Annotated in this window: 15 protein-coding genes; 2 read left to right on the top strand and 13 right to left on the bottom strand. The window is 41.1% G+C overall.

The annotated features are described in order from the left end of the window. Nucleotides 1–28: 28 nt before the first annotated feature. From ACP7AA_RS10960 to ACP7AA_RS11020, 13 genes are all read right to left on the bottom strand, one after another. Complete coding sequence (locus tag ACP7AA_RS10960; protein WP_426223574.1) at nt 29–1,132, bottom strand: hypothetical protein; 1,104 nt, start codon at nt 1,130–1,132, stop codon at nt 29–31. Continuing rightward, nucleotides 1,132–3,318, bottom strand: a complete 2,187-nt coding sequence (locus ACP7AA_RS10965; protein ID WP_426223575.1) for a sensor histidine kinase — start codon at nt 3,316–3,318, stop codon at nt 1,132–1,134. The genes ACP7AA_RS10960 and ACP7AA_RS10965 overlap by 1 nt, the downstream gene beginning before the upstream one ends. Then, nucleotides 3,315–4,535 carry a DNA cytosine methyltransferase gene (locus ACP7AA_RS10970; RefSeq protein ID WP_426223576.1) on the bottom strand — a complete coding sequence of 407 codons (1,221 nt, stop codon included), beginning with the start codon at nt 4,533–4,535 and terminating at the stop codon, nt 3,315–3,317. The genes ACP7AA_RS10965 and ACP7AA_RS10970 overlap by 4 nt, the downstream gene beginning before the upstream one ends. Before the next feature lie 228 nt (nt 4,536–4,763). After that, the gene (locus tag ACP7AA_RS10975) at nt 4,764–5,051 is read right to left on the bottom strand and encodes a hypothetical protein (RefSeq protein WP_426223577.1); all 288 of its coding nucleotides are present in this window, start codon (nt 5,049–5,051) and stop codon (nt 4,764–4,766) included. A 403-nt stretch (nt 5,052–5,454) separates the two neighbouring features. Beyond that, nucleotides 5,455–5,601: a DUF2256 domain-containing protein gene (locus ACP7AA_RS10980; RefSeq protein WP_426223597.1), complete on the bottom strand. Its 147-nt coding sequence runs from the start codon at nt 5,599–5,601 to the stop codon at nt 5,455–5,457. A gap of 44 nt (nt 5,602–5,645) precedes the next feature. After that, on the bottom strand, nt 5,646–5,816 hold the full coding sequence (locus ACP7AA_RS10985) for a DUF2256 domain-containing protein (protein ID WP_200663860.1): 171 nt from the start codon (nt 5,814–5,816) through the stop codon (nt 5,646–5,648). A 56-nt stretch (nt 5,817–5,872) separates the two neighbouring features. Continuing rightward, nucleotides 5,873–12,127, bottom strand: a complete 6,255-nt coding sequence (locus ACP7AA_RS10990; RefSeq protein ID WP_426223578.1) for a DNA repair ATPase — start codon at nt 12,125–12,127, stop codon at nt 5,873–5,875. 204 nt (nt 12,128–12,331) lie between these two features. Then, entirely contained in the window at nt 12,332–14,314 is a 1,983-nt protein-coding gene (locus tag ACP7AA_RS10995; protein ID WP_426223579.1) for a hypothetical protein, read from the bottom strand. 159 nt (nt 14,315–14,473) lie between these two features. After that, a complete protein-coding gene (locus ACP7AA_RS11000) occupies nt 14,474–15,058 on the bottom strand; it encodes a hypothetical protein (protein ID WP_201629484.1) in 585 nt (194 codons plus the stop codon). A 375-nt stretch (nt 15,059–15,433) separates the two neighbouring features. Next, nucleotides 15,434–16,429: a Xaa-Pro aminopeptidase gene (locus tag ACP7AA_RS11005; RefSeq protein ID WP_426223580.1), complete on the bottom strand. Its 996-nt coding sequence runs from the start codon at nt 16,427–16,429 to the stop codon at nt 15,434–15,436. A 256-nt stretch (nt 16,430–16,685) separates the two neighbouring features. Beyond that, nucleotides 16,686–17,180 (bottom strand): META domain-containing protein, encoded by a 495-nt coding sequence (locus ACP7AA_RS11010; RefSeq protein WP_426223581.1) that lies wholly within the window; start codon nt 17,178–17,180, stop codon nt 16,686–16,688. Between the two features lie 297 nt (nt 17,181–17,477). Beyond that, nucleotides 17,478–18,608 carry a lipase secretion chaperone gene (locus ACP7AA_RS11015; RefSeq protein WP_426223582.1) on the bottom strand — a complete coding sequence of 377 codons (1,131 nt, stop codon included), beginning with the start codon at nt 18,606–18,608 and terminating at the stop codon, nt 17,478–17,480. 158 nt (nt 18,609–18,766) lie between these two features. Next, entirely contained in the window at nt 18,767–19,864 is a 1,098-nt protein-coding gene (locus ACP7AA_RS11020) for an esterase/lipase family protein (protein WP_298907915.1), read from the bottom strand. A 379-nt stretch (nt 19,865–20,243) separates the two neighbouring features. Here ACP7AA_RS11020 and map point away from each other — a divergent pair, with 379 nt between their 5' ends. Together map and glnD are read left to right on the top strand one after the other, a co-directional pair. Then, nucleotides 20,244–21,035 carry a type I methionyl aminopeptidase gene (map, locus tag ACP7AA_RS11025; RefSeq protein WP_372830273.1) on the top strand — a complete coding sequence of 264 codons (792 nt, stop codon included), beginning with the start codon at nt 20,244–20,246 and terminating at the stop codon, nt 21,033–21,035. A gap of 218 nt (nt 21,036–21,253) precedes the next feature. Beyond that, nucleotides 21,254–24,034: a [protein-PII] uridylyltransferase gene (glnD, locus tag ACP7AA_RS11030; RefSeq protein ID WP_426223583.1), complete on the top strand. Its 2,781-nt coding sequence runs from the start codon at nt 21,254–21,256 to the stop codon at nt 24,032–24,034. Nucleotides 24,035–24,159 lie beyond the last annotated feature (125 nt).

The following is a 24,159-nucleotide window of genomic DNA, read 5'->3' on the forward strand; positions in this document are numbered from 1 at the left end:
AGTTAGTAGAGTTCTAAAAATACGGGATTTAATTTAGATAACTATCTTCTAATTGTTTCCTAGAGATGTTTGGAGCACCTTGACGGGCATAATATCTTGAATACCTTTCAATTAAATCTTTTAAAAAGGGCTGAGATATAGTGGCAATTCTTTCGACTTTTGAATTGTCGCTTATTTCTTTGAAATCGAAAGATGTTTGATTTTGAAAGTCAATAATTCCCGAATCATAGCTTTTATTTTTAAAGTATAGCGAAGGAATGAAATGATACCGAGGCTTATTATTAGTTAAAAGCGGTTTCAGATCTTTCTTAGCACTACTAGTCATATTTAAAGGGATGAACCTATCATCTATTTTTTTTAATTCATTTATTTTTAGACATAATATTCTATCAGCCTTATTGTTACCAAAATCACAGGCTGGAGTTATTGCTACATAACGGCAACTATTGTAGGTAAAGATATCTCCAGTGAACATTCTATTTTTTATAGGACCTGTAATAAAAAACTCTGCTGGAAAATAATCAGAAAACTCATCAACTCCCCCTGAAGACATATCTAAATATTCTTGTAAGTGCATGATACAGTAACGGATTAAAGACTGCTTCTTGTCTTCTTCAGACCTAATCTCGTCCTCAATCCAAGGAAGTAAAGAGCTTGAGAGATGATCCCAGTAAATAGTATTTATAAATTGTTCAATTTTACCTGTTCGATTAAGAATGTCAGTTATTCCAGTTGAATGAATTTTTATAAAATCTTCTATAAACTCGTAATCGTCATCTCTATCATAAACTTTATATAAGTCGCTCTCTTCTAACTCTTCTCCAGACAAATTAAAGGTTGTAGACGATATAACGTATACTGGAAGTCTAAGGTTTTTCTTTATGAATTCTATAACCTTTTTACCAGACTGATCTTCACCATTTGAATTTGCCAAATCCAGATCTACAACAGCTCCGATATAAGTTTTATCTAAAACATTTAATTTACCTATTGCTTCATCTAAAGCTTTTACCGAATCAATAGATATATTGTATAAATCGTCATGCCGATTATGAGAATCAACCATATCTCTATAGGTTTCAATCACACTTTCACTATCTTCAACTACAAGAATTTCTAAGTTTTTAACCATCAAGATAACCCCTTAAACTCAAATCTAAAAAATGCACCTCCATTGTGCTCCATAGCTATCAATTTGCCACCCATTCTTTCTACAGCTTCGCCTGCAATAGCTAAACCTAAACCAGTGGCTTCTTCAATCGAGTCTCTACTAGTAAATCCTGGTACAAAAATGATTCCTGATTCAATTTTTTCGTTGGATATGCCTGGGCCTGAATCTTCATAATCTATAACAAACATTTCTAATTCTTGATATATAGCTATAGAGATATTTTTTAAAACATCATTTTTAGTATTGACCCAATAAATACTATTCTCTATCAAATTTGTAAAAGCTGTAACTAAGTCTTCTCTCCATCCATATATCTCAAAATCACTTTGAATATTAATATCATAAGTTATATTACTATCTTCTAACTGCGTCTGAAATATACCTATACTATCCTCAACTACCTGTGATACTTTGAAATTTTTCTTCTGACCTTTTCTAAGGCTTGCTAGTGGTGTAATTCTTTTGAATAATTGAGTTATTCTATTAGAATTATCTCCAAATTTATTTAAGCTGCTCTCTATGCTTTCTAGGTACTTTGAATCATTAGTTTTTTTGAAAGCGTCGATATCTCTCGTAACTATTCTAGATCCTTGCTTAAAATATTGTAGTGGCTTTCTACCTTCGTGAATAACTACATTTACAATCTTGCCTAGTGTAGCTTGACCTTGATAGACTGCGATCTGTCTTTTGATATCAAGTAAAGCCTTACTTTTCTCTTTCTCCTCTTTCGATATTAAATTAACAATATCATCTATTTTTTCTCTTTTAACATTTTGTTTTTTTAGACTTTTCTCTACAATATTTCTTATTTCATCAAAATTAAACAGATCATCTATTGCTGCTTCAATATTATCCTTTTTTCCTCTGCTTTTATTAGTCTGGTCACGATATATAAATCTTCTTTCCTCTAGCTCTTTAAGAATGTCTCTAGCAATATATATTAAACCATTATAGTAATTATTCTCTCTAAGCCCATCCCGAGCACTTTTCTCTTCTAAGCCTGATTCTTCCTCAGACTCTATGAATATGAATCCTACTACTTGGTTGTTACTCACTCTTAGAGAAGGATTTTGAATTCTAGAGTTATCAAGCCTTAACCAATCTACGCCAGGATTTCCATAAGGTTTTAATCGAAATCTATTTCTAAATATATTGACTCCATGTACACGATTAAGTTCTCTTCTAGCCTCTAGCTTACCCATTTTTTCGCCAGAAAAAGAGTCTATGAGTCCTTTATTTATCAAATTATCTATAGCATCTGGCTCTCTATCGAAAACTCTAAGATCAATATATAGTTCTCCACAATATTTTTTATTACCTAACAAATCGATTTTTTTTGTGAAACTAATACGCTGAATATTGTTGATATCTTTAGCATTCAAGTAGGTTAGACTTGCTTCTCCATTATCTGAAATGTTTCCAAATATCCTATAATCATAAAATTCAATAATTGGATAACTTTCAACACTAATTTTTTCTTTTATAAAATCAAAAGGTGCATTTATAACTTCAATTGATATTTGAAAAGAATCATTCTCATACTCTTGAAAAGGCGACAATAATTTTCTGAGTTCACTAATCAGGTTCTCTAACTCATCTTGATTCCAGTATGATTTTTTTAAATCATCATCAATATCTTTTGCTAGAATTTCAATTGTAGTTCTAGGTTTAAAGTTGCCGTCTTCATTTTCAATTAGCAACTCTATATCTGATAAGAATTTATCTGATTCAAACTCTCTCCAATCCACCATTATAGTTGTCTTTTCATCCTCAACAGTAGAGGTCAAAGTTAATTCCTGCCCTAAAATAGCTGAAGCAAACCTTCCTATGCCTTTACGACCTTGAAGCTTTCTCTCTAGTTGGGGACTAGTTTTCCTATTTAATTTGTCGCCCGTAGCTGGTACTAGCCACTTGTTAATTATAGTTTCAGAGTCCATCCCATGACCGTCATCATTCACAATTATAGATAAAACATCCTCGCTATCAATTTCTTTATATTCAAACAGTATTTCAACAGATTTAGCATCAGCGTCATATGAGTTTTTTACTAGTTCGATCAGTGCTGAATTTGAATCACCGATTAAGCCTTCACCGATTGATTTTATTAACCTTGCAGAAGGTCTGATCGTATAAGTGTTTTTATTCATAAAGCTCTCTTTATTTCTGTAGCTATTTTTAAAGCCATTAATGGCGGCACAGCATTTCCAATTTGTTTAAAAGCGGCACTTCTTCCACCTTCAAAATAATAGTCATCAGGGAAAGACTGGATGCGAGCCGCTTCTCGCACTGATAATGAACGAATTTGCTCTGTACTAGGATAAATATAGTAATGTCCATCTTTTGATATATGAGCAAGTATAGTATGGCTGTAATTATCAATATCTACGACTTTAAAACGGTCAGTAAATGATGTCTGATTTTTATGTGTTTTCAATCGTTCTGGTAAATCAGCATATTTAAGCCTTTCTCTGCTACCTATCCACTTATCAATAGCTATTTTATATATCTCTAAATCTCTATCATTATGCGGTCTTGCTACATGCTGGGTAACAAAATCCATATCACTACGTATTTCTGATTTTTCAAGATAATCATTGATATCGTTAGCATAGTTAGTAATGTTCTTTTGATCACCTGGCTCAAGATAAGCTAAATCCTCTAAGATATCGGCTACAGTATATGGGTTCGGCTCTGCTACAAGTTCAGGATAAGAAAAGTCACTACCTTTCTTCCAACCAATAAGTATTACTCGCTTACGGTTCTGAAGTACCCCATAATCAGATGTATTTAGTACTCTTGAATCTAACTCATAACCCAACGTTCTGAAATAATCCTTTATATCGTAGAAATATCTTCCATTGTCTGCGCTTAATAACCCTAAAACATTCTCAAAAACAAATACTTTTGGACTATATTTTTCAAGAAAAAGACCATATTGTTTATATAACAAATTTCTTGGATCGTCCTCTTCGAGCTTATTGATACGATGCCGACCAACGACTGAATACGCTTGGCAAGGAGGTCCACCAATAATTAAATCAACCTTTCTACCTTGGCATAACTCATCAATACGATTAAATATATTTGTATTGTCATCACCGATTGAAGCATTAATGACATTATCAAGTTTATTCAGCACACTTTCTGCTAAGTCTTCGTGCGAAATAACGCCCAATAGATAATCGTAATATACCTGTAATTTGTTGGCATTTTTCAAAGCATAGTAGTAGTTTCTAGTCTCAAGCGTCTTACAGGCATGAGTATCCATCTCGACATGGGCGATTGGCTCAAACCCTGCTTTTACAAAACCCTCCGACAGCCCGCCAGCACCCGCGAAGACGTCAATAAAAGTCATCTTTTTCATCAAGTACTCACCTAAAAATATATAACTTTAAATAGCACTATGTTATCAGAATAAGGCTTCTTATAATTTAGTAAACTGCAATTATTTTGCCAAGTTTTTTGATCGCATTGGTAAGGTAGAAGTTTTATGAAATTGGTGCGCTGGGAGCACCCTACGCCAAATTTTGCAGTACGTACAGTTTGAAGATTTGGCGTTTTCGTAGGTTGGTGTCGAGGCACGAGACCCAACCTATCTACTAAAATATTCAAGTGCCTCAGTAATTTTTTCAATTCTGATTTTATCTTTTAAAATTATTGCATCATGTAATAAACCGGACAAAATAGCATTTCTTGTACCCTTAGGTATCACACAAGGACTTAATACTCCTCTAGATTGAGGATAATTTATCCAATGTATGCCAAGTGCTTTCTCTCCTCCACCATTTTCGTTCATGTGGTCATATCTTCCAATAATAAGTGACATCTCAGTATCTGTATAAATCACCTTTGGGTTTTTCCAATAAGATATCATTTTCATATTAAATCTCCTATCAATAACAAATTTGATTAATAAAACTCATAGACATAGTAGCGCAGGCTTTGTCAAAATTATTCATCCATACTAACCCTATTAAATATCTTTATATTATAATTTTCAAAAGCGATAAATAATTCATACTAAGTCTAAATGCACGCTGAATATACCTTACAGGTAGTCGATTCTCTATACTTCGAAGTCAGGTTAGATCTTGCCTACTTTATAATGGTTGCCTTAGGGAGTGGTTTAGCCCTGATTGTAGCGGTTATCCTGCTTGGCTAGGCGAGTTGCAATGGCTTAGTTTGGAGTGGCGCGCGGAGCAAGCGACGCACCATACCTTAGCCAGTGTTTCGCATAGACCAGCAGATATGAGCGAAAAGCAGGAAATAGCTATAGTTAATTCTTAGTCAACTTTAACCTTGGCTCTACGACACTTCTCAGAACAATAAATCACCTGCTCCCAATCCTTTTCCCACTTTTTGCGCCACGTAAATGGACGCTGACAGACGGGGCAGGTTTTTTGCGGTAGGTTTACCTTTTTATGTGCCATCATCTGCCCCCTTGTGCAGTATATCTATGGTCAATTATTACTGCCTATTTATCTTCTTTTTGATGATCTAGACCCTCATACTTTTTCACCCGTCGGCATTGGTCGGAGCAATAGACCATGCTCTCCCAGTTTTTATCTAGCTTTTTAGTCCAGCTAAATTCACGCTCGCAGACAGGACATTCTTTCTTACGGACGTTTTTCTTTTTGTGCGCCATATTTTTCTCATTGGTTTGTTTGATACATCAATAGTTTACCTCTATTATCAATACGACTATTCATAATCATCAAATATTTTGTTCAGCCTATTAAGACTATTGACGATAAGTTTGCCAGATTGATCGGTGCTGCTATCAATTGCCAACTTCTCGTCCATTCGCATCGTCAGTGGCGTAAGCGCCTCTTTAAGTGCGTTTGCTATCAGTGCAGTCTGTTGATGAATATCAGGAATATCGGTACCTGCTATTTGATTCTCATCACTCTTAGATAGGGTTTCAGATAATCTATCAGCCATTTTTTGCGGCAGTTGTTCAACGGCATTAACCAGCTGTACCATCAGCTGTTTTTGCACGTCTTGGTTTTGCTTGAGATACTCGCTTTCCGCCTTTCCAATATTATGATCATGCTTATAGATTTTTATCAGCTGATTCATACTTTTTTCAAAGCCATTATCGATGCTGTCGCTGACGACTTTGGCATTGCTGATCACGCTATCGGCAAGTATTTTCTGTGCTTCCAACTGGTTATCGAGTTGCACTTGTTGTTCCGCTTCTCGTAAGCGAGCGATTTGCTCTGGATTATTTTGCGTGAGGTACGTTTCAAACTGGCTGCTAATAGCATTAAAACCACTCGCCAAGTCGACCAACTGAGCGACAATGCGTGCGCCTGTATCACCGTCTTCGCCGCCCATGGCTTTATTGCGTAAGAAGTCAGCCTTGATTTGCGCCCAACGCGCAGCCTCTGCCTCAGTTAATTCACCGCGTATCTCAGCGAGCTTCAGTAGATTGCTTTCTGCGCCTTGGGTTAATAGCTGCGACTCGCCTAGATAATGATCATCGATTAGCTGATTAAGCTCGTTCTCATTCATGACTGCCGAGAGTTTTTCAGTCATCTTATTCATATTACGGTAACTGCCTTGCAGCTTAAATATCGGCTCGACGCGATATTTATCATCCTGCGAGGCGGACGCAATATAGGCTTGGTTAACGTCCAAAATGACTTTTTGTACCGTAAACATATGGCGCAAGATAGCAATAATCTCGTTAATCTCTGAGGTGCTATATGGATAGGTCAGCTCGCTGCTTTGTGCTTGGGCAAGATTGGCATTGTCGGCTTTGGCCATTTTAATGAGGCGGTGTACATCGCTCAAATCACGGTTAGCAAGGGGCGCTAATACCGCGTTAGAGGTCAGCGAATTTTCAATATAGCTGAGGGCAAATATCTCTTCCATGCCGCTCATGATATCGCCTAAGTTATAGATATCGGCACGGTTGGCGAGCATGTCAGGGACTTTGAAGGCCTCGCCACTTTCGGTGTACGGGTTACCTGCCATGACCACGCAGAACTTTTTGCCACGCATGTCGTAGGTTTTAGTCTTACCTTGCCAGACACCATCGATACGGCGTGTACCATCGCCCAACGAGATAAATTTCTGCAAAAATTCCGCATGCGTATGCTGAATATCATCGAGATAGAGCATGACGTTATTACCCATCTCAAAGGCTAAGTTGATTTTGTTTAGCTCTTCTCGGGCAGTGGCGTTAGGGGCTTTCTCTGGATCTAATGAGGCGACGTCATGACCAAGTGAAGGACAGCTAATCTTCATAAAGATGAGGCCGAGACGATTTGCGACGTATTCCATCAAAGTGGTTTTACCATAACCTGGTGGCGATATCATCATGAGGATACCCATCAAATCGGTACGCTTATCTTCACCGACCGTGCCCATCTGTTTGGCAAGATTGTCACCGATAAGTGGCAGATAACTCTCGTTAATCAGACGGTTACGCACAAATGAAGACAATGGACGCGGCATAAATTCGTCCAGTCGCAACGTCTCTTTTGAATCATGCAATATCTCTGAGCGCATGGCCAGATAGCGTCTATAGGCAGGGATAACTTGGGTATCATGATGATGTAAACGATTTAAGAAATCATCGACGGCAAAGGTTAAGGTCTGCTGATGAATACGCGTATGCTCACCTAACAAATTATTGACTTGTATCTCAAGCGATACCTTACCCGTGCTACGCTCAAAGCTTTGCACTTGATTAAGCGGATTATTAATACTGGTCAATGAAGGCGTTGTTGAGGTGATTGATGAAAATGACAAGGCCGATGATGTGCCACTTGTACCTTGATTATCTATTTTTTTACTACCTTGCCCTTTATTAAAAGCCCCTTTATCAAAGCTAGCACCTGAATCAATGAGTCGTTGTACCAAAGCTTCACGCTGAGCATCATTTAATTGAGTAAGTAAGACGGCAATGGCTTCGGGCACATAATGACGGCCACTTTCTAATTGCTGCTTGCGTAGCGCCTCTTTTTCCTTACTCTCAGCAAGCTGCTCTTCACTGAGTGCCTCGCCTGCCTCATCCGTGCCATCAGCTGATACGTTAGCCGACTCAGTACCACCATAAGTCTTATCAAGTAGTGCATGAAACCATGTGGCTAGTAGCTCATAGGCTGATTTGGGTTGAAAGCCAAGCTTACTGATAGAAGATTGTAGTTGGTCAAAACTGGCCGTATTTTGCGTGCTGCCTGAGGCACTATTCAATGTTTGGCTTAGCTGCTCACACAACTGCTGCGCTTGTTGGCTGGTTTGCCAGTTTATTGTGTTATATGCGCTTGCATTTGGTTCAGTCAACTGTCCCATGGCGCTGACTAAATACTCACTAGCAAGCTGGACATAGCTCGGTTTAAAAATATTAGCGTTATGAATATCGCTGGTTTCTATATTCGATTTTGAATTTGATTTTTTGTTAAATTCATTATTGAGACTCAAGTTATCGTCATTATGAGCGGTAACAAAGTCGCGCATTACTTGGCTCATGTCCTCGACCAATAAAGACTTCGCAGTGTCACTGCCCAATGCACGGCGCAGTTGCTCAGCGGTAGTGGCTCTATCTGTCCAGTTATTTGCGCGCATGAGCACAGATTCATTCAACCATTTGTCATAACCAAATTGACGTAAGCTATCCAAACCAAGCGCTTGTACGATATTTAGCTGCCAATAAAACAACTGCGCCAAGGCACGTACTTGCGGGGTATAAATCAGAAGCCCTGCCTCACGCAATGTCGGCAGTATTTGCATCAATAATAGCGTAGCATCATGATCATGAATGCCTTTGTCATAGCCAAGCTGATAACGAGGGGTAGCGTAAGCTTTGACCAGTTTAGACAATGGACTGTCGTTATCAATGTCACCATTAACATCTAAGGTAATGACAGTCGCATCGTATGCTTGATATAAACGTTCTTCGGTTAATCCATCTTGGCTGTTCTTAGCACTTTCGATAATGCTATAGGCCAAATACTCCGCGCGGTACACCTTGTCAGACTCGGAAGCGATATTCATGTCCCAATACGGGCGCAAGGCGTTCAGCTCAGTATTATTAAGCACTTCATAATAGTCGGTACCCGTTAGATGCAAATTCAGCACGCGTGTGCCATCTGACTGTTGACGGCTCAATAAGGTCAAATCTAATGGCTGAGTATTGACCGAAAAACGGTGCTTGCCCAGCTTGATTATCTGACCGCCATCTTCAAACAAATCAGACTTATCTTTTAGACTCTTATAGCTTTCGATTTGGATGGCTTTTAGGCGGGCATCGATATCATCGGCTTTGACGCTAAAGCTCATCGCTTGCAGCTCTTTTGCGATGTTACGTACCTTTTGTACCAGACCATCTGAGGCAAAATAGGTATTTAACGCCTCTTCCTCTGTAAATCCAGTAACGCCAGTGCTTTGCGTGCGCTTCTTGATACTCTCAAGCATCCGCAGCGCACCGTCGCCTAAGTTTTGTGCTTTGCGATTTCGGGCATCGAGCAGTTGCTGTTTATGATTTTCAAAGGTCTCGTAAATCTCTTCACGTTTACTGATGATATCGGCTAAAAACCGATCACCGCTATTGGTCTCCGGATCAGCGAACTGGCTTTCCAACTCTTCTAACTGCACTAATAGCTTTGCCATTTGCTCGTCTGATTTCTCAGGTGTATTGGCAATGGATAAGGCATTGGCAATCGACTGACCAAACAGCTTAAACTGCGCGCCAAATTGCGCAATGGCCTCAGCTGAGCCTAGGTTTTTGCGTTTATGATTGAGCTTGGCTTTGCTTTGGTTCAAGCTCGCATAAATGGTCGATATGTCATCGATGATTTTCGTGCGTACTGTGGCATCGGCTACATTCAACGTACCCAGCAGCTCGGTCAATAGATCTAACCCTTGCGCTGTTTCATCAATTTTTTCTAGTACAGGTTTTAGTTCAGCATTGGTTTCGGCGGTGTTTAAGCGCTCACTGACGTCTGCTAATATGCCTTCGTAACTTGATAGAGCCTCTTCACCACTTAAAAAAAGCACGGTTTTTTCGGCAAGTTCGCTCTCTGCTTCTTCTAATTGCTTTTGCAACGCTTGTAGCTTATCGCTATCTAAATAACGTAAATCTTCCAAGCTGACCAATCGGCCCTTTTGGCGTCTTAGTGCTGAAAGCTGATCCACATAATCACTGGCAGATTCAAAAGTAGTGACGCGTATCTGCCGCAAAATCTCGTTTTGCTGCGTGTCAGCATCACTCAAAGCTGTTTGGGTTTGCTTTTGGATACTTTGTACTTTGGCGAATTCATCTATGACCAATTCAGCCGTTGCCGTTACTTCCTTAATACTACTGGCGACTTCGTTAAGCTCAGGCTCAGACAGCCAATAGTAACTGTCAAAGAGACGACTGCTATTGTCAGCCAATTCTTCATAGAGCTTTTGTGACACGCTTTGATTATCAATGAGGCGAGTAATACTATAGAGATCGGAGATACCGCGCACCAACTCTTTATTACCAATTTTGCCATAAAAGCTGGTACTTTCAGGCAACTCACTGACATACTCAGGCGACGCATAAGGTGTATGCCATATCTGCATCGGGTGAATGCGTGATGGTTCACTTTGATCACTAAACAGCATTAAACGCCCATTATCAGCTAATGCCATACCATTGCAGTAAATAGGATTTGCCAATTGTTTCTTGATAAGATTATAAGGAAATAATCCTGTGATACCTAAAGCGACGTCATAAAATAAAAACAACACATCTTCGCCATTGGGCGAGACGATTTTACGTTTAAATTTTAAGTCTTTAGCACCGACATTATTGGCCTCGAACAGCTTATACTCACCCGTTTGCAGATAATAACCACCCGGAAATATGATACCGTGATCTTCTGGTAGCTGAACACACGACTGTCCTATCGCATCTAAACGCAGTACCACTTCGGTCAAAGTGTTATAAACAAAATAACGATAACTGTCTTCGCGATACGGCAGTATTTTCAGCAGTATTAAACTGCCAACTTTGGCATAAGCAATTTCAGCGTCAGTCAACGACTGGGTGCGGTCATTCACAGGCTCGCTATAAATACCCTGCCCTGATTGGGTGTTATCCTCAATCTTAATGGTCAAATCGCCACCAATAGTTTCCACAAATATGGTATCTAAGATATTCATATGCGGATGTTTACCATTGATCATCTGATCACGCGTGGTATCTACCCAATCAAAATCGTAAGCAGGAGGCAAATCGATATCACGTTCGCCTCGATTGTCTACGTAAATAATCTGGGCAGATTCTGGTATGCCTTGGCTAAAATCTAGGGCAAAACGAAACACCCGAATATCGGTGATACGCTCGCCAATTTGAAAGGCCAATAGCAACTTACTGTCTTTGACAGTCAGCTGAATTAACCGTGTCTGCTTGTAATAGCGATATAGCTCGTTAAAATCTTGGACAAATGCCTCTTGATCTAAAAAGGTATTTTTTAGATCCACTTCTTCCAGCTGATATTCTTGGTCAGTATGTTCGCTGCTATTGTTATCGGTAGTGCTTTGGGCGTTTGCTGTAGTTGCCCCGTTATCAGTATCAACAACGTTTTCGCTATTATTATCATCGTCATTTTTTTTAGCAGGATCTATCAATCGATATAGTGAGAGCACATCCTTGATATTAATCGCCCGCTTTAGCCCCATAAAGACGTTGTAGCCGAATAGCATATAATCACCGACTTGCACCATGTCTTGCGCCACACAGTTATATTCGGTGCGAATGCGGGTGCGAGCGATGACTTGCATTTGGGTACTGCCAAACTCTTGCAAGCGCGCATTATTCAGCTTGGCAGTTTGTTGCTCTAGACGAGCGCCCTGCTCAGTGAGACGTTTTTTAATAAGCTCATAAGCATTGCCTGAAGCGACCGCTTGATCCGTTTGCTCGGATTGGTTCTGGCTATTGGTATTATTTGGATTGGTTGCGTTTTGCGTATCCGCCATCGTTGCTCGTCCATTTTATTTTCAGGCAATAAGATAAATCTAAGGTTTTTTTGAATCAAAGAAGCACTTCAGGGAAGTAATAAAGGTCTGGAAAAACTTGATCCTACTGCTAGAAAACTTATAAATTCTAGCCGTGTAATCTTAGCTTGTCAGGCTAAAAAATCTGCCGCCTAAGCAACAGATTTTTTATTAATATTAAAATTACTAGTTATTATATTGAGCAGTCTTATTAGGCTCGTCATTAGCTTTGTTGGCTTTATTGGCGTTGTTCGCTTTTGTCATCACTTGATTGGCCATCATAGTATTGATAATGCCGCTTAAAGTATCTGACTTGCCAGCGAGACCATCAATAGCTTTACCGATAGATAACGATTTGGCAAAATTATCGAAGAAGTGCGCTTCACCGCCGACGATATCGATTTTGGCTTTTTGTAACGCGACCGCCAAGACTTCAGCATTTTCTTTGGCAATCTCTTTACCGGCTTCAATTGATGCCATGGCTTCTTGTAGCGCAGTTTCAAGTCCCATACGGAACTCTTCGTGTTCGCGTGCTTCCTTGCTCATACTACCCATGGCATTGAATTTCTCGACCAAACCATCTGCTTCGGCTTGGAAGTGCGCACGGGTAACTTCCGCTTTTGCCAGCCCAACTTCACGTTCCGCTTTGGCATTAGATTCGCCGCGAGCTGCTATAATCTCAGCATCAGCCATACCTTTTTCACGTTCTGACTGTGCTTCCGCTTGCCCAGTGGCTTTAATAATATTGGCTTTGGCAATGCCTTCTTTTTCTAAAGATACCGACTTGGCTTCTTGAATGGCCGCTTCAGCAAAACCATGCGCAGACTCTTCAGCCTTGATACCTTCAGCCATTTTAATTTTGGCTTCCGATTCCTTGGCAGCTGCATCAAGATTGGCCGTCGCAAGCGTGGTAATCTCAACCGCTTTATGCTTAGCAGACAACTCTTCTGCTTCGGCTTTTTTCACTTGACGCACTTTGATTTCTTCCGCATCCGCTTCTGCTGCTAGTACGCGTGTTTGCTTAGAGCGTTCGGCTGCACTGATTTCACGGACTTCTTTAATACGTTCTTCTTCTTGTGCGACGGTTTTGTCTACCGCAATACGCTCACGAATGACGTTCGCAATTTCTTTTTTCTCAAGCTCAATCGCGCGTTCGGCTTCGATACGTTGCAAATCAACTTCACGCTCACGCGAGACGATTTCTAAATCACGAGCGCGCGTGACTTTTTCTTCTTCAATCACAACCGCACGCAAGCGATTCTGTCCAGCCACTTCAATTTCACGCTGCTGATTTTCACGCTGAATCGCTAAGTCTTGCTCAACCATGATAACGGCTGTCTCTGACTTTTTACGCTCTTCTTCTTCAATCTTGCGCGTTTCAGCTGTTTCACGGGCAATCACTGATGCGATTTCACGGCGCTGTTTGGCTTCGGCATCGGCTTGTTGACGCTCAAGCTCAAGCATCGCCTCTTTAGTCTCGACGTTTTTCTTCTTAACAGCCAGCTCTTCGTCACGCTCAAGCTCGTTGGTAATGATGTTTTGGAAGGCCGTTAGCTGGGTAATCTTTTTGATACCTTCAGCGTCTAAAATATTGCTTGAATCAAGTGACGCTTTTGGCGTTTGCTCTAAGTAATCAATCGCCACGTCTTCTAAGACATAACCATTAAGATCATTACCTATTTCTTGGACGATACTGTCACGGAACTCGCTGCGATTTTCAAAGAGTTTGACGAAATCAATCTGCTTGCCCACTGTTTTTAGCGCTTCTGAGAACTTAGCATTAAACAGCTCATTGACCGCAACTTTGTCTGAAGCTCTCTCAACGCCAACTGATTTAGCGACTTTGAGCACATCTTCTTCGGTCTCATTAACACGCAGATAGAACGCTACTGTGATGTCAGCACGCATATTATCGGCGCAAATCAGCCCTTCCTTACCGCGTCTATCGACTTCTAAGGTAATAAGCGAGATTCTCATCAATTCTTTTTTATTGATAATTGGCCAAACAAAACCACCATCAAAACGTACGGCGATTTTATTCACGCCGTTAATAATCAATGCTTTGCCCTGCTCAACCTTAAAATAAAAGGCTTTGAGCATCAAAAGCGCTGCCATAATAAAAACAAACGCCAGCACCACAACCACGCCGACGATAATGAGTACGTCCATATTCATTCCTTTAATTAAAACATTCCAACCAAATTTAAACAGGTAACACGACACTTAAAAACAGACTATTTACTTTTTATATATCGCCAATATGCTAACTAGTAACACTAATATATAAAGATTATTAATTTCATTTTTAAAATTATTTGTAGCGGCTTTTTATAGCGATTTCTTTTTTATAGGAGCAACTCGGTAGGTGTTGGCTTGTTCTAAATACTCTACCAACATCACTCTATCCCCCTGTTTTAGTAAACCGTCATTGTTGTCTGAACGAATTTTGAGTATTAATCCTGCACCGCCATCATTCAATTCTGCTTCGCCATGTTTGTCAGTCACACTCAGTGTGCGCACCACGGCGATTTTACCGATATTATTAGACGCATTACTTTTGGGGATTTTGGCGATATTTTTGCGGATGGGGGCAATGATCATACCTGTCAGCCACATAGATACGACCAATACAAAAATGAGCGCCCCTGTGCCGAATAAGTAATACAAAAGACCAGAGTCAAAATACTGATGTAAAAAGCTCGTATATAAGTAGCTTAATAGCCAACCGATTAAGCTGATTAAGCTTAGTATGATGATTAGGGGTACACCATAAAGACCGAATTTGAGCATGAGACCGGTAAAGAAACCCGTTGACGATAAGGTGGAAACATCACCATCTGGTTCACCAAGGTCTACGCTATCCATATCTGCCATGCCGAGTAAAGACACCAGCCAATATAGAGTCACGAACATTACAAGCCCCGTAAAGATAATCGTGGGATATAAACTGATTTTAGTGATAAAAATTAAAAAAGACTCCTGCATGAACCGCGCTCTCCTGTTGATCGCCTAATCCAAAATTTTGATAACTCGGTTATACAATTTGTTATTATAGGACTGACATTTACTCAACTTATACTCGTTATCTCGGCTTATGCCTAGTTGCTTCTTTCGTATTATCTAATTATTAAATTTTGAATAACTAAGAAGCATTGATACTATTTTATTGGCTTTAAAAAATTTAGTATGTCACCAAGCCGCCTCTAAAATTCAGCTACTATAATCAACTTATGTTTCTTAGTTTGTGATTATATATACATTCCATTACATAATACATAAACTTTGCCATTAACGACCCCAAATGGGTGAGCGCACTACCCCGCCCGTTTTACTGCTAATCGCATAGCTTGTATTACCGGATAATGAGTGAATAACTAAGCTGCCGCCATTTTGACCGCTCACTTGTGGAAGCTTGGTGGGATAGACAGCATACTGTGCAGAAGGTGACAGTCGCGCAGGCTCATCAAGTCCCGTTTCTGCCAGATTGATAACTTGCCCTGTGGCGAGCGTCATCACCGCCGCCTTACGACCATTAAGATATGCCAAACGTTGACCATCTAAACTCAGTTGTGGACTGGCCGCATAGCCGGCTGTCGGTATAATACTCGCATGACCGGTGGCAAAATTATAACGATAAATACTTGGGCGACCAGCGCGGACTTTATCACTGGTATAAACAAAGCTTTGCCCGTCGCTAGCGTAGCTTGGCTGCACCTCAGTACTTGGCAACGTGGTCAGCTGTTTGGTATTGCCGTCACTTAGGCGCATCTCATAGATATCAGCATTACCACCAACCGTTGAGCTATAGAGCAGTTTTTGCCCATCTGGCGAAAATGAGGCTGATAAATTACTGCCCTCCGCATCTACGATTAGATGTTGCGTGTTGCTTTTGCGCTCATAAATATAAATTTTGGGATGTTGGCGCGCTGCTTGTTTGCTATAGGCCAGCATCTGACCGTCTGCTGACCACGCTGGCGCATAGATATAACCATTTAACTGATCTATCAATTGGCGGTCGCTGCCATCAGGACGAATGCTATAAAGTGTCGATATCTTTGCAGCACCAAACCCTTGCTCTTCGACATAAGCAATACGCCCTTGCCGATCTATCGCTGGCATGCGCGCCGTCAGTGGATTGCTCGCACGCATATCAGCAGGTGTCTGAGCCATATTACTTGTTGTTAATGTTTGACAACCCGCTAACAAACTAAACGCCGTTATCGCCGTGATGCTACTCAGCGTACGTATATCGAAGAATGACTTTGATACAAATATTTTAAACATAAGATGACGTCCAATAAAGTATTGATTATTGCGTACTGAGAATCTTAATAAATAAGGTTAAAAAATGAATAGCATAAAAAACATCATTGCTGCCTGAATACTTTGCTGCCTAAATACTTGGTTTAGCAGCTCATGACAGTGTAGCGTAAACCATGGCAAATTTTAGATAAAAAAATGCCCCACTGCTTAGTGAGGCATTATTTATATTAAATTTTATAGCATTTGTATTAAATAAATCAGTTACTTAAAGACTGCTTTATTTAGCAACGGCTTTAAAATAAGCGACTTGATTGTCGTTTTTAATAGTCAAAACAGGTACATTATTCGCATTATTATTGATGCTGTATTTACCTTGTACCGTCGCCAATGTCGCGGTATCAAAGCTGGCTTGTGGCTCAGGGCATGCCATCATCGTCGACATGACATTACCTAATACAACATTACCATTTACGACGCTATAACTAGCACCCATGTTATTACAAGTATTGGTAAAGGTTACACGGTTGGTGGTGCCATCTTTAAAGAATTTTAGCGTTAATGGTTTTGCTGGATCAAAGAATAATTGGCTTACTTTCTCGCCATTGGTGCGCTTAGCATCGACAAGCTGCCAGTTATGTGCTTGTAGGGCATCAGCAGTAATTGGCTGAGTCACAGGTGCGGTAACACTAGGGGTCGTGGTTTGGCAACCAGCTGCAGCAAGTGTACCAGCAGCAAGGGTGGCAGCCATCATCATTTTAGTCATGTTTTTCATATTAGCTCCTGTAATGGTTAACATTCAAAATAAAAAAGTAGTCATTATCTTTTATTTTAAGTATGCATTTTTATTATGATTAATTTATTGTCTTCTTCATTAACCTAAACAATGGCGCTATTATGCACAAATGATAGCTGACTGTCATTATAGATTGGGTATCGATTACCGCGATATTTGTTCCACTGTATGGTTTTTTTGCTAACGCACCTTGTATGAACAAGTATTACCTGCTAACGCTTTAGCCAATAGTTCGTTTCGAAACCAAGCCTTTACCGAATGTAATCAAGCATCAAATTAATTAGGATTGGAATTGACACTAGAATTTAAAGCAGCTGCCTTTTGCTTTTGCAAAGCCGCATATCCTGCTAAGCGTTTACGTTCTGTCTCATTAAATAATTGCTGCTCTATTTGATTGATTTGAGTTTGCGCTTGTACTTTATCTGCATTTTGACTTAACAGCTGCTGTTTTTGTGTTTGATACTGCTTAAAACGTTGATCAAAGTCAGCATCTTGTTGATCGACCTGTGCAAGCCTTGCTGCTGCTGGCGCTCCGACTAAAGCACGGCGCATATTGTATAATTCTTCAGCCGTTGCGCCCTTGGCTTGCATCTGGTCTGTACGAGTAATTAGCTCATTAAGATTGGCTTGCTGGGCGATATTGGTTTTAATCGCGCTGTCTGGCATACGGCTAATATAATCCTGTCTGGCCGCTTCTTTTTGCGCGTCAGAGAGCTGCTTGTCTTGATTGATTTTGACCATCGCAAGACTGTAATCATCATACTCATCTTCTGCCCCAAAGAAGGCTTTAATGGTCGCTTTATCAAAATGTTGCTGGCGCAATTTGGCGACGTCTTGCTGTTGCTGTGACACCACGTTTAAATCAAGTTCACCAGTTTTTGTCGCTTGTAATTGTAGATTGCCATAACGGCTTTCTATAGCAGGAATCGCTTTAAGATAGGCCACGTATTGGTCAAATATCGTCACCGCTTGGCTTGCCGCTGGTTCTGGCGTGTGACTGCGGATATAGCTTTCCACACGAGCATAAATGACGGCTTCCTCTTCTTCGCCTAGCGCCGATAAGAAATAATCAAATAAGCGCCTTAAGCCTTCAGTAACGACCAACTGCTTATTTTCATCAATGATAATCTCACCATCTACATCCGTCCCTTGTAAGGAGCGCGGTAGATTTTCTAGACCTGTGGTAAATTGGCTACTGCTTTGCTTGGATAATGTGTCAATGCCATTATTAACATTTGCTTCGTCTGTAAAGCTGGCGCTTGTTTGATTGTCCAGCGCTGTAGACTGTGCTTGATGAGAAGCATTACTAGAATTATTCGGCTTAAACCACCAAATAATTGCTCCTACTAAAACGACTATGACAGCGATGATAACGGGCAAAAATGGTACACGGCGATTATGTGACATAACGAGAATATCTTATTTAATTAAGCGGTTTATATAGGAAGTTACTATCCATAAAATGGGATAAAATAAAAGGGTCACTATAAACTGACCCTTTTATTTAAAAGCGGTTAATTTGCTAACTTATATATGAACTCTAAAACAAGCTTTAAAAAATAGCTTTATAAGTTGGCTTTTTTAAGGCGGTTAACCTGATCGCGATATAAAGTTTTAGGACTAGGCTGTCCCCATGCCGTCAAGCCCAATACTTGATTTGATGAATCTAAATGGTTCATTTTATAGTCATCACGAATCACGTAGCCTAAACGGCTCGAGCAAGCAGAAACCAAACCATCATTGCTCTCGCCATCAAAGGTTGTGCCAGTCAATGCTAAGAGATAATCACTGGGATCTAAGCCATTGGTCACTTGACCGATACCGCTAAAAGAGTAGTATTTGATACCGTTGACTTCAGTATTGGTAGGTTGACCACAATAACTGCTAGGCATAGCGGCTGGAAACTTGGCGTTAAACTTCGCAGAAGATGCAGTAGATAACGCCGTTACCGCCTCCCAGCCATCTTGCTCTTGTATCTCTTTAAAGCTGATACCCGAGCCGACGTCCATGAAGCCACCAACGAACTTAAAGAAGCCTAAAGCAATCTGAGAGCCTACGTTAAATTCACCTTCAGCATAGCCACTATTCGCGCTACCTTCCACGACTTGTTTAATAACCCAGTCGGCCATTTTTGAGCCTTGCTCGGGACTTGAAACCGCGGTCACAGAGGCAACGTAATTAGGCGCCACACCAGCGACATAACGAATATCGATACCGCCCATACTGTGACCAAATAAATTTACTTTGGGTTTACCTGAGATCGCTGTAATGGTTTTGATTTGTTGTAGTAATTGCTCACCGCGCACTTCACTGTTATTAACAGCGGAGGTCTTAGTGCTATAAACCTCGCTGCCACCTGCCATCAAGGTTTCAGGAATGCCATAAAAGTAGTCAAGTACGCCAAACAGCTTCGTCCAGCCGCCAAGCCCATGTGCCATTACGACAGGATATTTGGTATCGGTATGGCTTGAGGTAAAATACTTGCTACTGACCAGTTTACAGCCGGTTGGATTGGCGCAGTTATAATACTGTCCAGCTGCTTGGGCGGAGGTGGTTTGCAGGGTCATCAGCAGCACACCAGCGGCAATAGAGCCTGCGGCACCCAGTGAGGGTAAAAGTGCACGTGGCGTGAGCGGCGCGCGAAAACGGTCTTTGAGAGTCATAACAACATCCTTGTTATTGTAAAAACGGGGGTTTAAAGAGGTTTTTATCGTGCTTATTTTTAACGCTTAGTGCTTATTTTTTAGCGCTCAGTTATTGCATCCTGCACCAAGCGCTAAAAACCGTTGCCAATTCATTTAGCAAACAAAATTACAATACTTCTATAATCTGCAACATTCAACCGCTTTTTTGCGTCTAAAGCCTATTTCAATGACTTTATAGTCACGTATATGCATATAAATGCGCTGAGACGATTGGTATCAGTATATTGCACTGATTTGGTAGATGCGTACAAACTCGCTAAGCACTTTGCAAAACAGTGCCTACTACATTTATGGTATAATTGACAACCCAAATTCTATAAATATAAGTACGACCATGATGACTAAAAAATCCCTTATCCAATCTCCTGAAGCCATAGAAAAAATGCGCGTGGCTGGTAAACTTGCCAGTGATGTCCTTGTAATGCTCGACGAACACGTCAGAGTGGGCATCAGCACCGAAGCATTAAACCAAATCGCCCATGATTATATTGTTAATGTACAAGAAGCAATTCCTGCGCCCCTTAACTATAACGGCTTCCCAAAATCTATCTGTACCTCGGTCAACCATGTGGTTTGTCACGGTATTCCAACCGACAACAAGCTGCTAAAAGATGGCGATATCATCAATATCGATGTCACGGTCATTAAAGACGGCTATTATGGCGATACCTCAAAAATGTGGATTGTCGGCAATGGCTCAATCATGGCGCAGCGTATTTGCAAAGTGGCGCAAGAAGCCCTTTATGCTGGTATGAGTGTGGTCAAAAACGGCGCACGCTTGGGCGATGTCGGTGCGGCTATCCAAGAAGTGGTCGAACCGGAACGCTTTAGTATTGTGCGCGAGTTCTGTGGACACGGTATCAGTAATGAATTCCACCACGAGCCACAAGTCATGCACTATGGTAAAAAAGGCACGGGTTTTGAGCTAAAAACTGGCATGACTTTTACCATTGAGCCGATGATTAACCAAGGTACGTGGCAGACCAAGATTTTACCGGACGAATGGACGGCTATCACCAAAGACCGTAAGCTGTCAGCGCAGTGGGAACATACCATGGTGGTGACAGACAATGGCTGTGAGGTATTTACCACTCGCCCCGAAGAAGACTTAAGCTTTTTGACCCAGTAATATCATAAAAGATCGCCTAGGCGGTCTTTTTTTTGCCTTATAATTCAGGCATATTGACCATGCTGCTTATTGATTTTTATTTTGATAATTTTAATGTAAGTTTAATAGTAGTTTTAATAATAACTTTAGTGCTAAGTTTGATGACAGCACTGTTAATACTCTCAGTAGCACGTTCGTTTTAGTACCCTCATTTGCAAATTTTTAACTGGATAACACTCATGTTTAATTGTGATGTCGCGGCCATTGATTTAACGCCCATGCCTTTACTCTCAACTAATAGCGCGACACTCTCAGCCGATAGCGTGGCAACTGTTTCACCGCTAGTAGATGACAGCGAGAGAAGCAACGCCGTTCATGCAACGGATATAGCAATAGCCGCGCTTCCTGAATGGCTAGTGCAAATCAATGACGATATCAGCCGCGCGCTCGAACGCGGCGTCAATATTCGCCAATTGGTCACGGCGCGATCCTGCGTCATCGACGATTTACTGATTGCTTTATTTAACTGGTTTGAGCTTGATAAGACTGACTTGGCATTGTTTGCCACCGGCGGCTATGGACGTGGTGAGCTGTCATTATATTCCGATGTCGATATTTTACTGCTAACGCCAAATGAGATTACGGCTGATAGCAGTGAGAAAATTGATAATTTAGTCGCGCTCCTATGGGATATCGGGCTTGAGCCTGCCCTATCCGTACGCAGCGTTAGTGAATGCTTGGAAGCGGCACAAGACCATACTATTGCGAGCACCCTATTAGAAGCACGGCTATTAATCGGCAATGAGGAGCTGCAAGAAGTACCCCATAAAATCGTCAATACACAGTGGTCACCACGTGATTTTTATGAGGTAAAAATCGCTGAAGCAAAATCGCGTTACTTACAGCACAATGCTACCGAGTATAATCTTGAGCCCAATATCAAAACCGCGCCCGGCGGTCTGCGTGATATTCATATTATCGGTTGGGTGACCAAGCGCTACTTTCGGGTCAGTAAGCTTTATGACTTGGTACAACAAAACTTTTTAACGGAAAAAGAGTTTGATGAGCTTAACTTCGCCGAAGGCTATTTATGGCAAATACGCCATTATTTACATGAGCTGACCGGGCGCAATGAAAATAAGCTGTTGTTTGATTATCAGCGTGAAATTGCCCAGTTAATGGGTTATGAGACGCAGCCGGATGATCAGCCTAATGCTGCCGTTGAGCGCTTTATGCGTGATTATTATCGCTGCGCCATGCAGATATCGACATTATCTGAAATGCTGACCAATCACTACTATGAGACGATTATAGAGCCGCAGTTACCGGACGAAGAGCGGCCAAAAAAACATCCGATTAACGCCCGCTTCAATCAAGTCGGCGAACAAATCGCGATGTCACATCATCGGGTATTTGCCCAGCACCCTGAGTCGATTTTAGAGATGTTTTTACTCATGGGTCAGTACGGCATCAAAAATGTCCGCACCCATACCCTGCGCGCGCTAAAAATAGCGGCGCGCGGTATCGATCAGGTTTATAGAGACAATCCGACGCATCAAGCGCTTTTTTTAGCCAATTTAAAAGAACAGAATTACTTATTTCATCGTCTGCGCACCATGAATCGTTATGGCGTTTTGGGCAGCTACATTCCTGCTTTCGCCCAAGTAACGGGGCTGATGCAGTACGATTTATTTCACCGCTATACGGTCGATGCCCATACTTTATTTTTAATTCGTATTTTACACCGCTTTACCGACCCGCGCTTTTCTGAAGAATTTCCACTGGTCAGCTCTATCTTTCAGCGTATCGAGCGCAAAGAGATTTTGGTGTTGGCGGCGATGTTCCATGATATCGCCAAAGGTCGTGGCGGCAACCATAGCTTGCTTGGCGAAACGGAATCAATTGAGTTTTGTCTTGCCCATGGTATGAGTACCGCGGACGCGCATTTGGTCGGCTGGCTGACCCGCTATCATCTATTGATGTCGATGACAGCACAGAAAAAGGACATCTCAGACCCAGAAGTGGTGACGCTGTTTGCAGATTTAGTCGGTAACGTTACCCATCTAAACCATCTGTATGTTCTGACAGTTGCTGATATGAATGCCACCAATCCACAGCTTTGGAACAGCTGGCGCGCGACCTTGATGAAACAGTTGTATTCACAAACTAGGCGCATCTTACGCGCCGATATCGACGCGCCGACCAACCGCCAAGATATGATTAGTGCCACACGCAAACAAGCACTGGCCATGCTTGATAATGTTGACAATCAGCATATGAATCGCGATGAAGTCTTAAGGCTGTGGGATGACTTGGGTGATGAGTATTTTTTGCGCGAGATTGCAGAAGATATCTTATGGCATACCGAAGCTATCTTAAACCATCCACCCCTTGGTCGCGCCTCTGATGCCGATAGCACGCCACTGGTGGTATTGCGCGAGCATCGTGAGCTGGCACTTGATGCGGTGCAGGTGTTTGTTTATACCCAAGATCAGGTCAATTTATTTGCCGTTACTATGGCAGTCTTTGATCAGATGAATCTAGATGTATTGGATGCGCGTATTATTACTGCCACCCGTGATTTTGCCTTGGATTCCTACGTATTGCTCGATCGTAGCGGTACGCTATTGGTCGATATCGACAGCCAACAAGAACTTAAACAGCGCTTAATCGATGCCTTTAAAAATCCGACCGTTCCTAAGCTGACGCATCGTAAGATTCCGCGTCAGCTGCGTCACTTTGATGTAGCAACGACGATTAACTTTGAGTTTAATGAAGCCTCAAATCAGCATATCATGAGTTTAGAAACCCTTGATCAACCAGGCTTACTTGCCCGCGTCGGACAAGTGTTTTTACAACAAAAGATTGAGGTGCATGCTGCCCGTATTACCACGTTGGGCGAGCGCGCCGAAGATATGTTTTATATCAGTGATCAAGACGATTTGGCATTATCGGCTGATAAACTTGAGACGTTAAAAGCGACATTGATAGAAAGTCTTAGCATTCGTAATGATTGTTAATCACTATATAACTGCTTATGTTAGAAGTTTAATCGTTAGAAGCTAAATTATAAATACGAAAAACGCTTTATCGTTAACCTTTAACGATAAAGCGTTTTTTTAAGACAAAATATCAACGATAGCTT

The organism is Psychrobacter sp. DWR1-2-3 (assembly GCF_049896465.1).
Lineage (GTDB): Bacteria > Pseudomonadota > Gammaproteobacteria > Pseudomonadales > Moraxellaceae > Psychrobacter > Psychrobacter maritimus.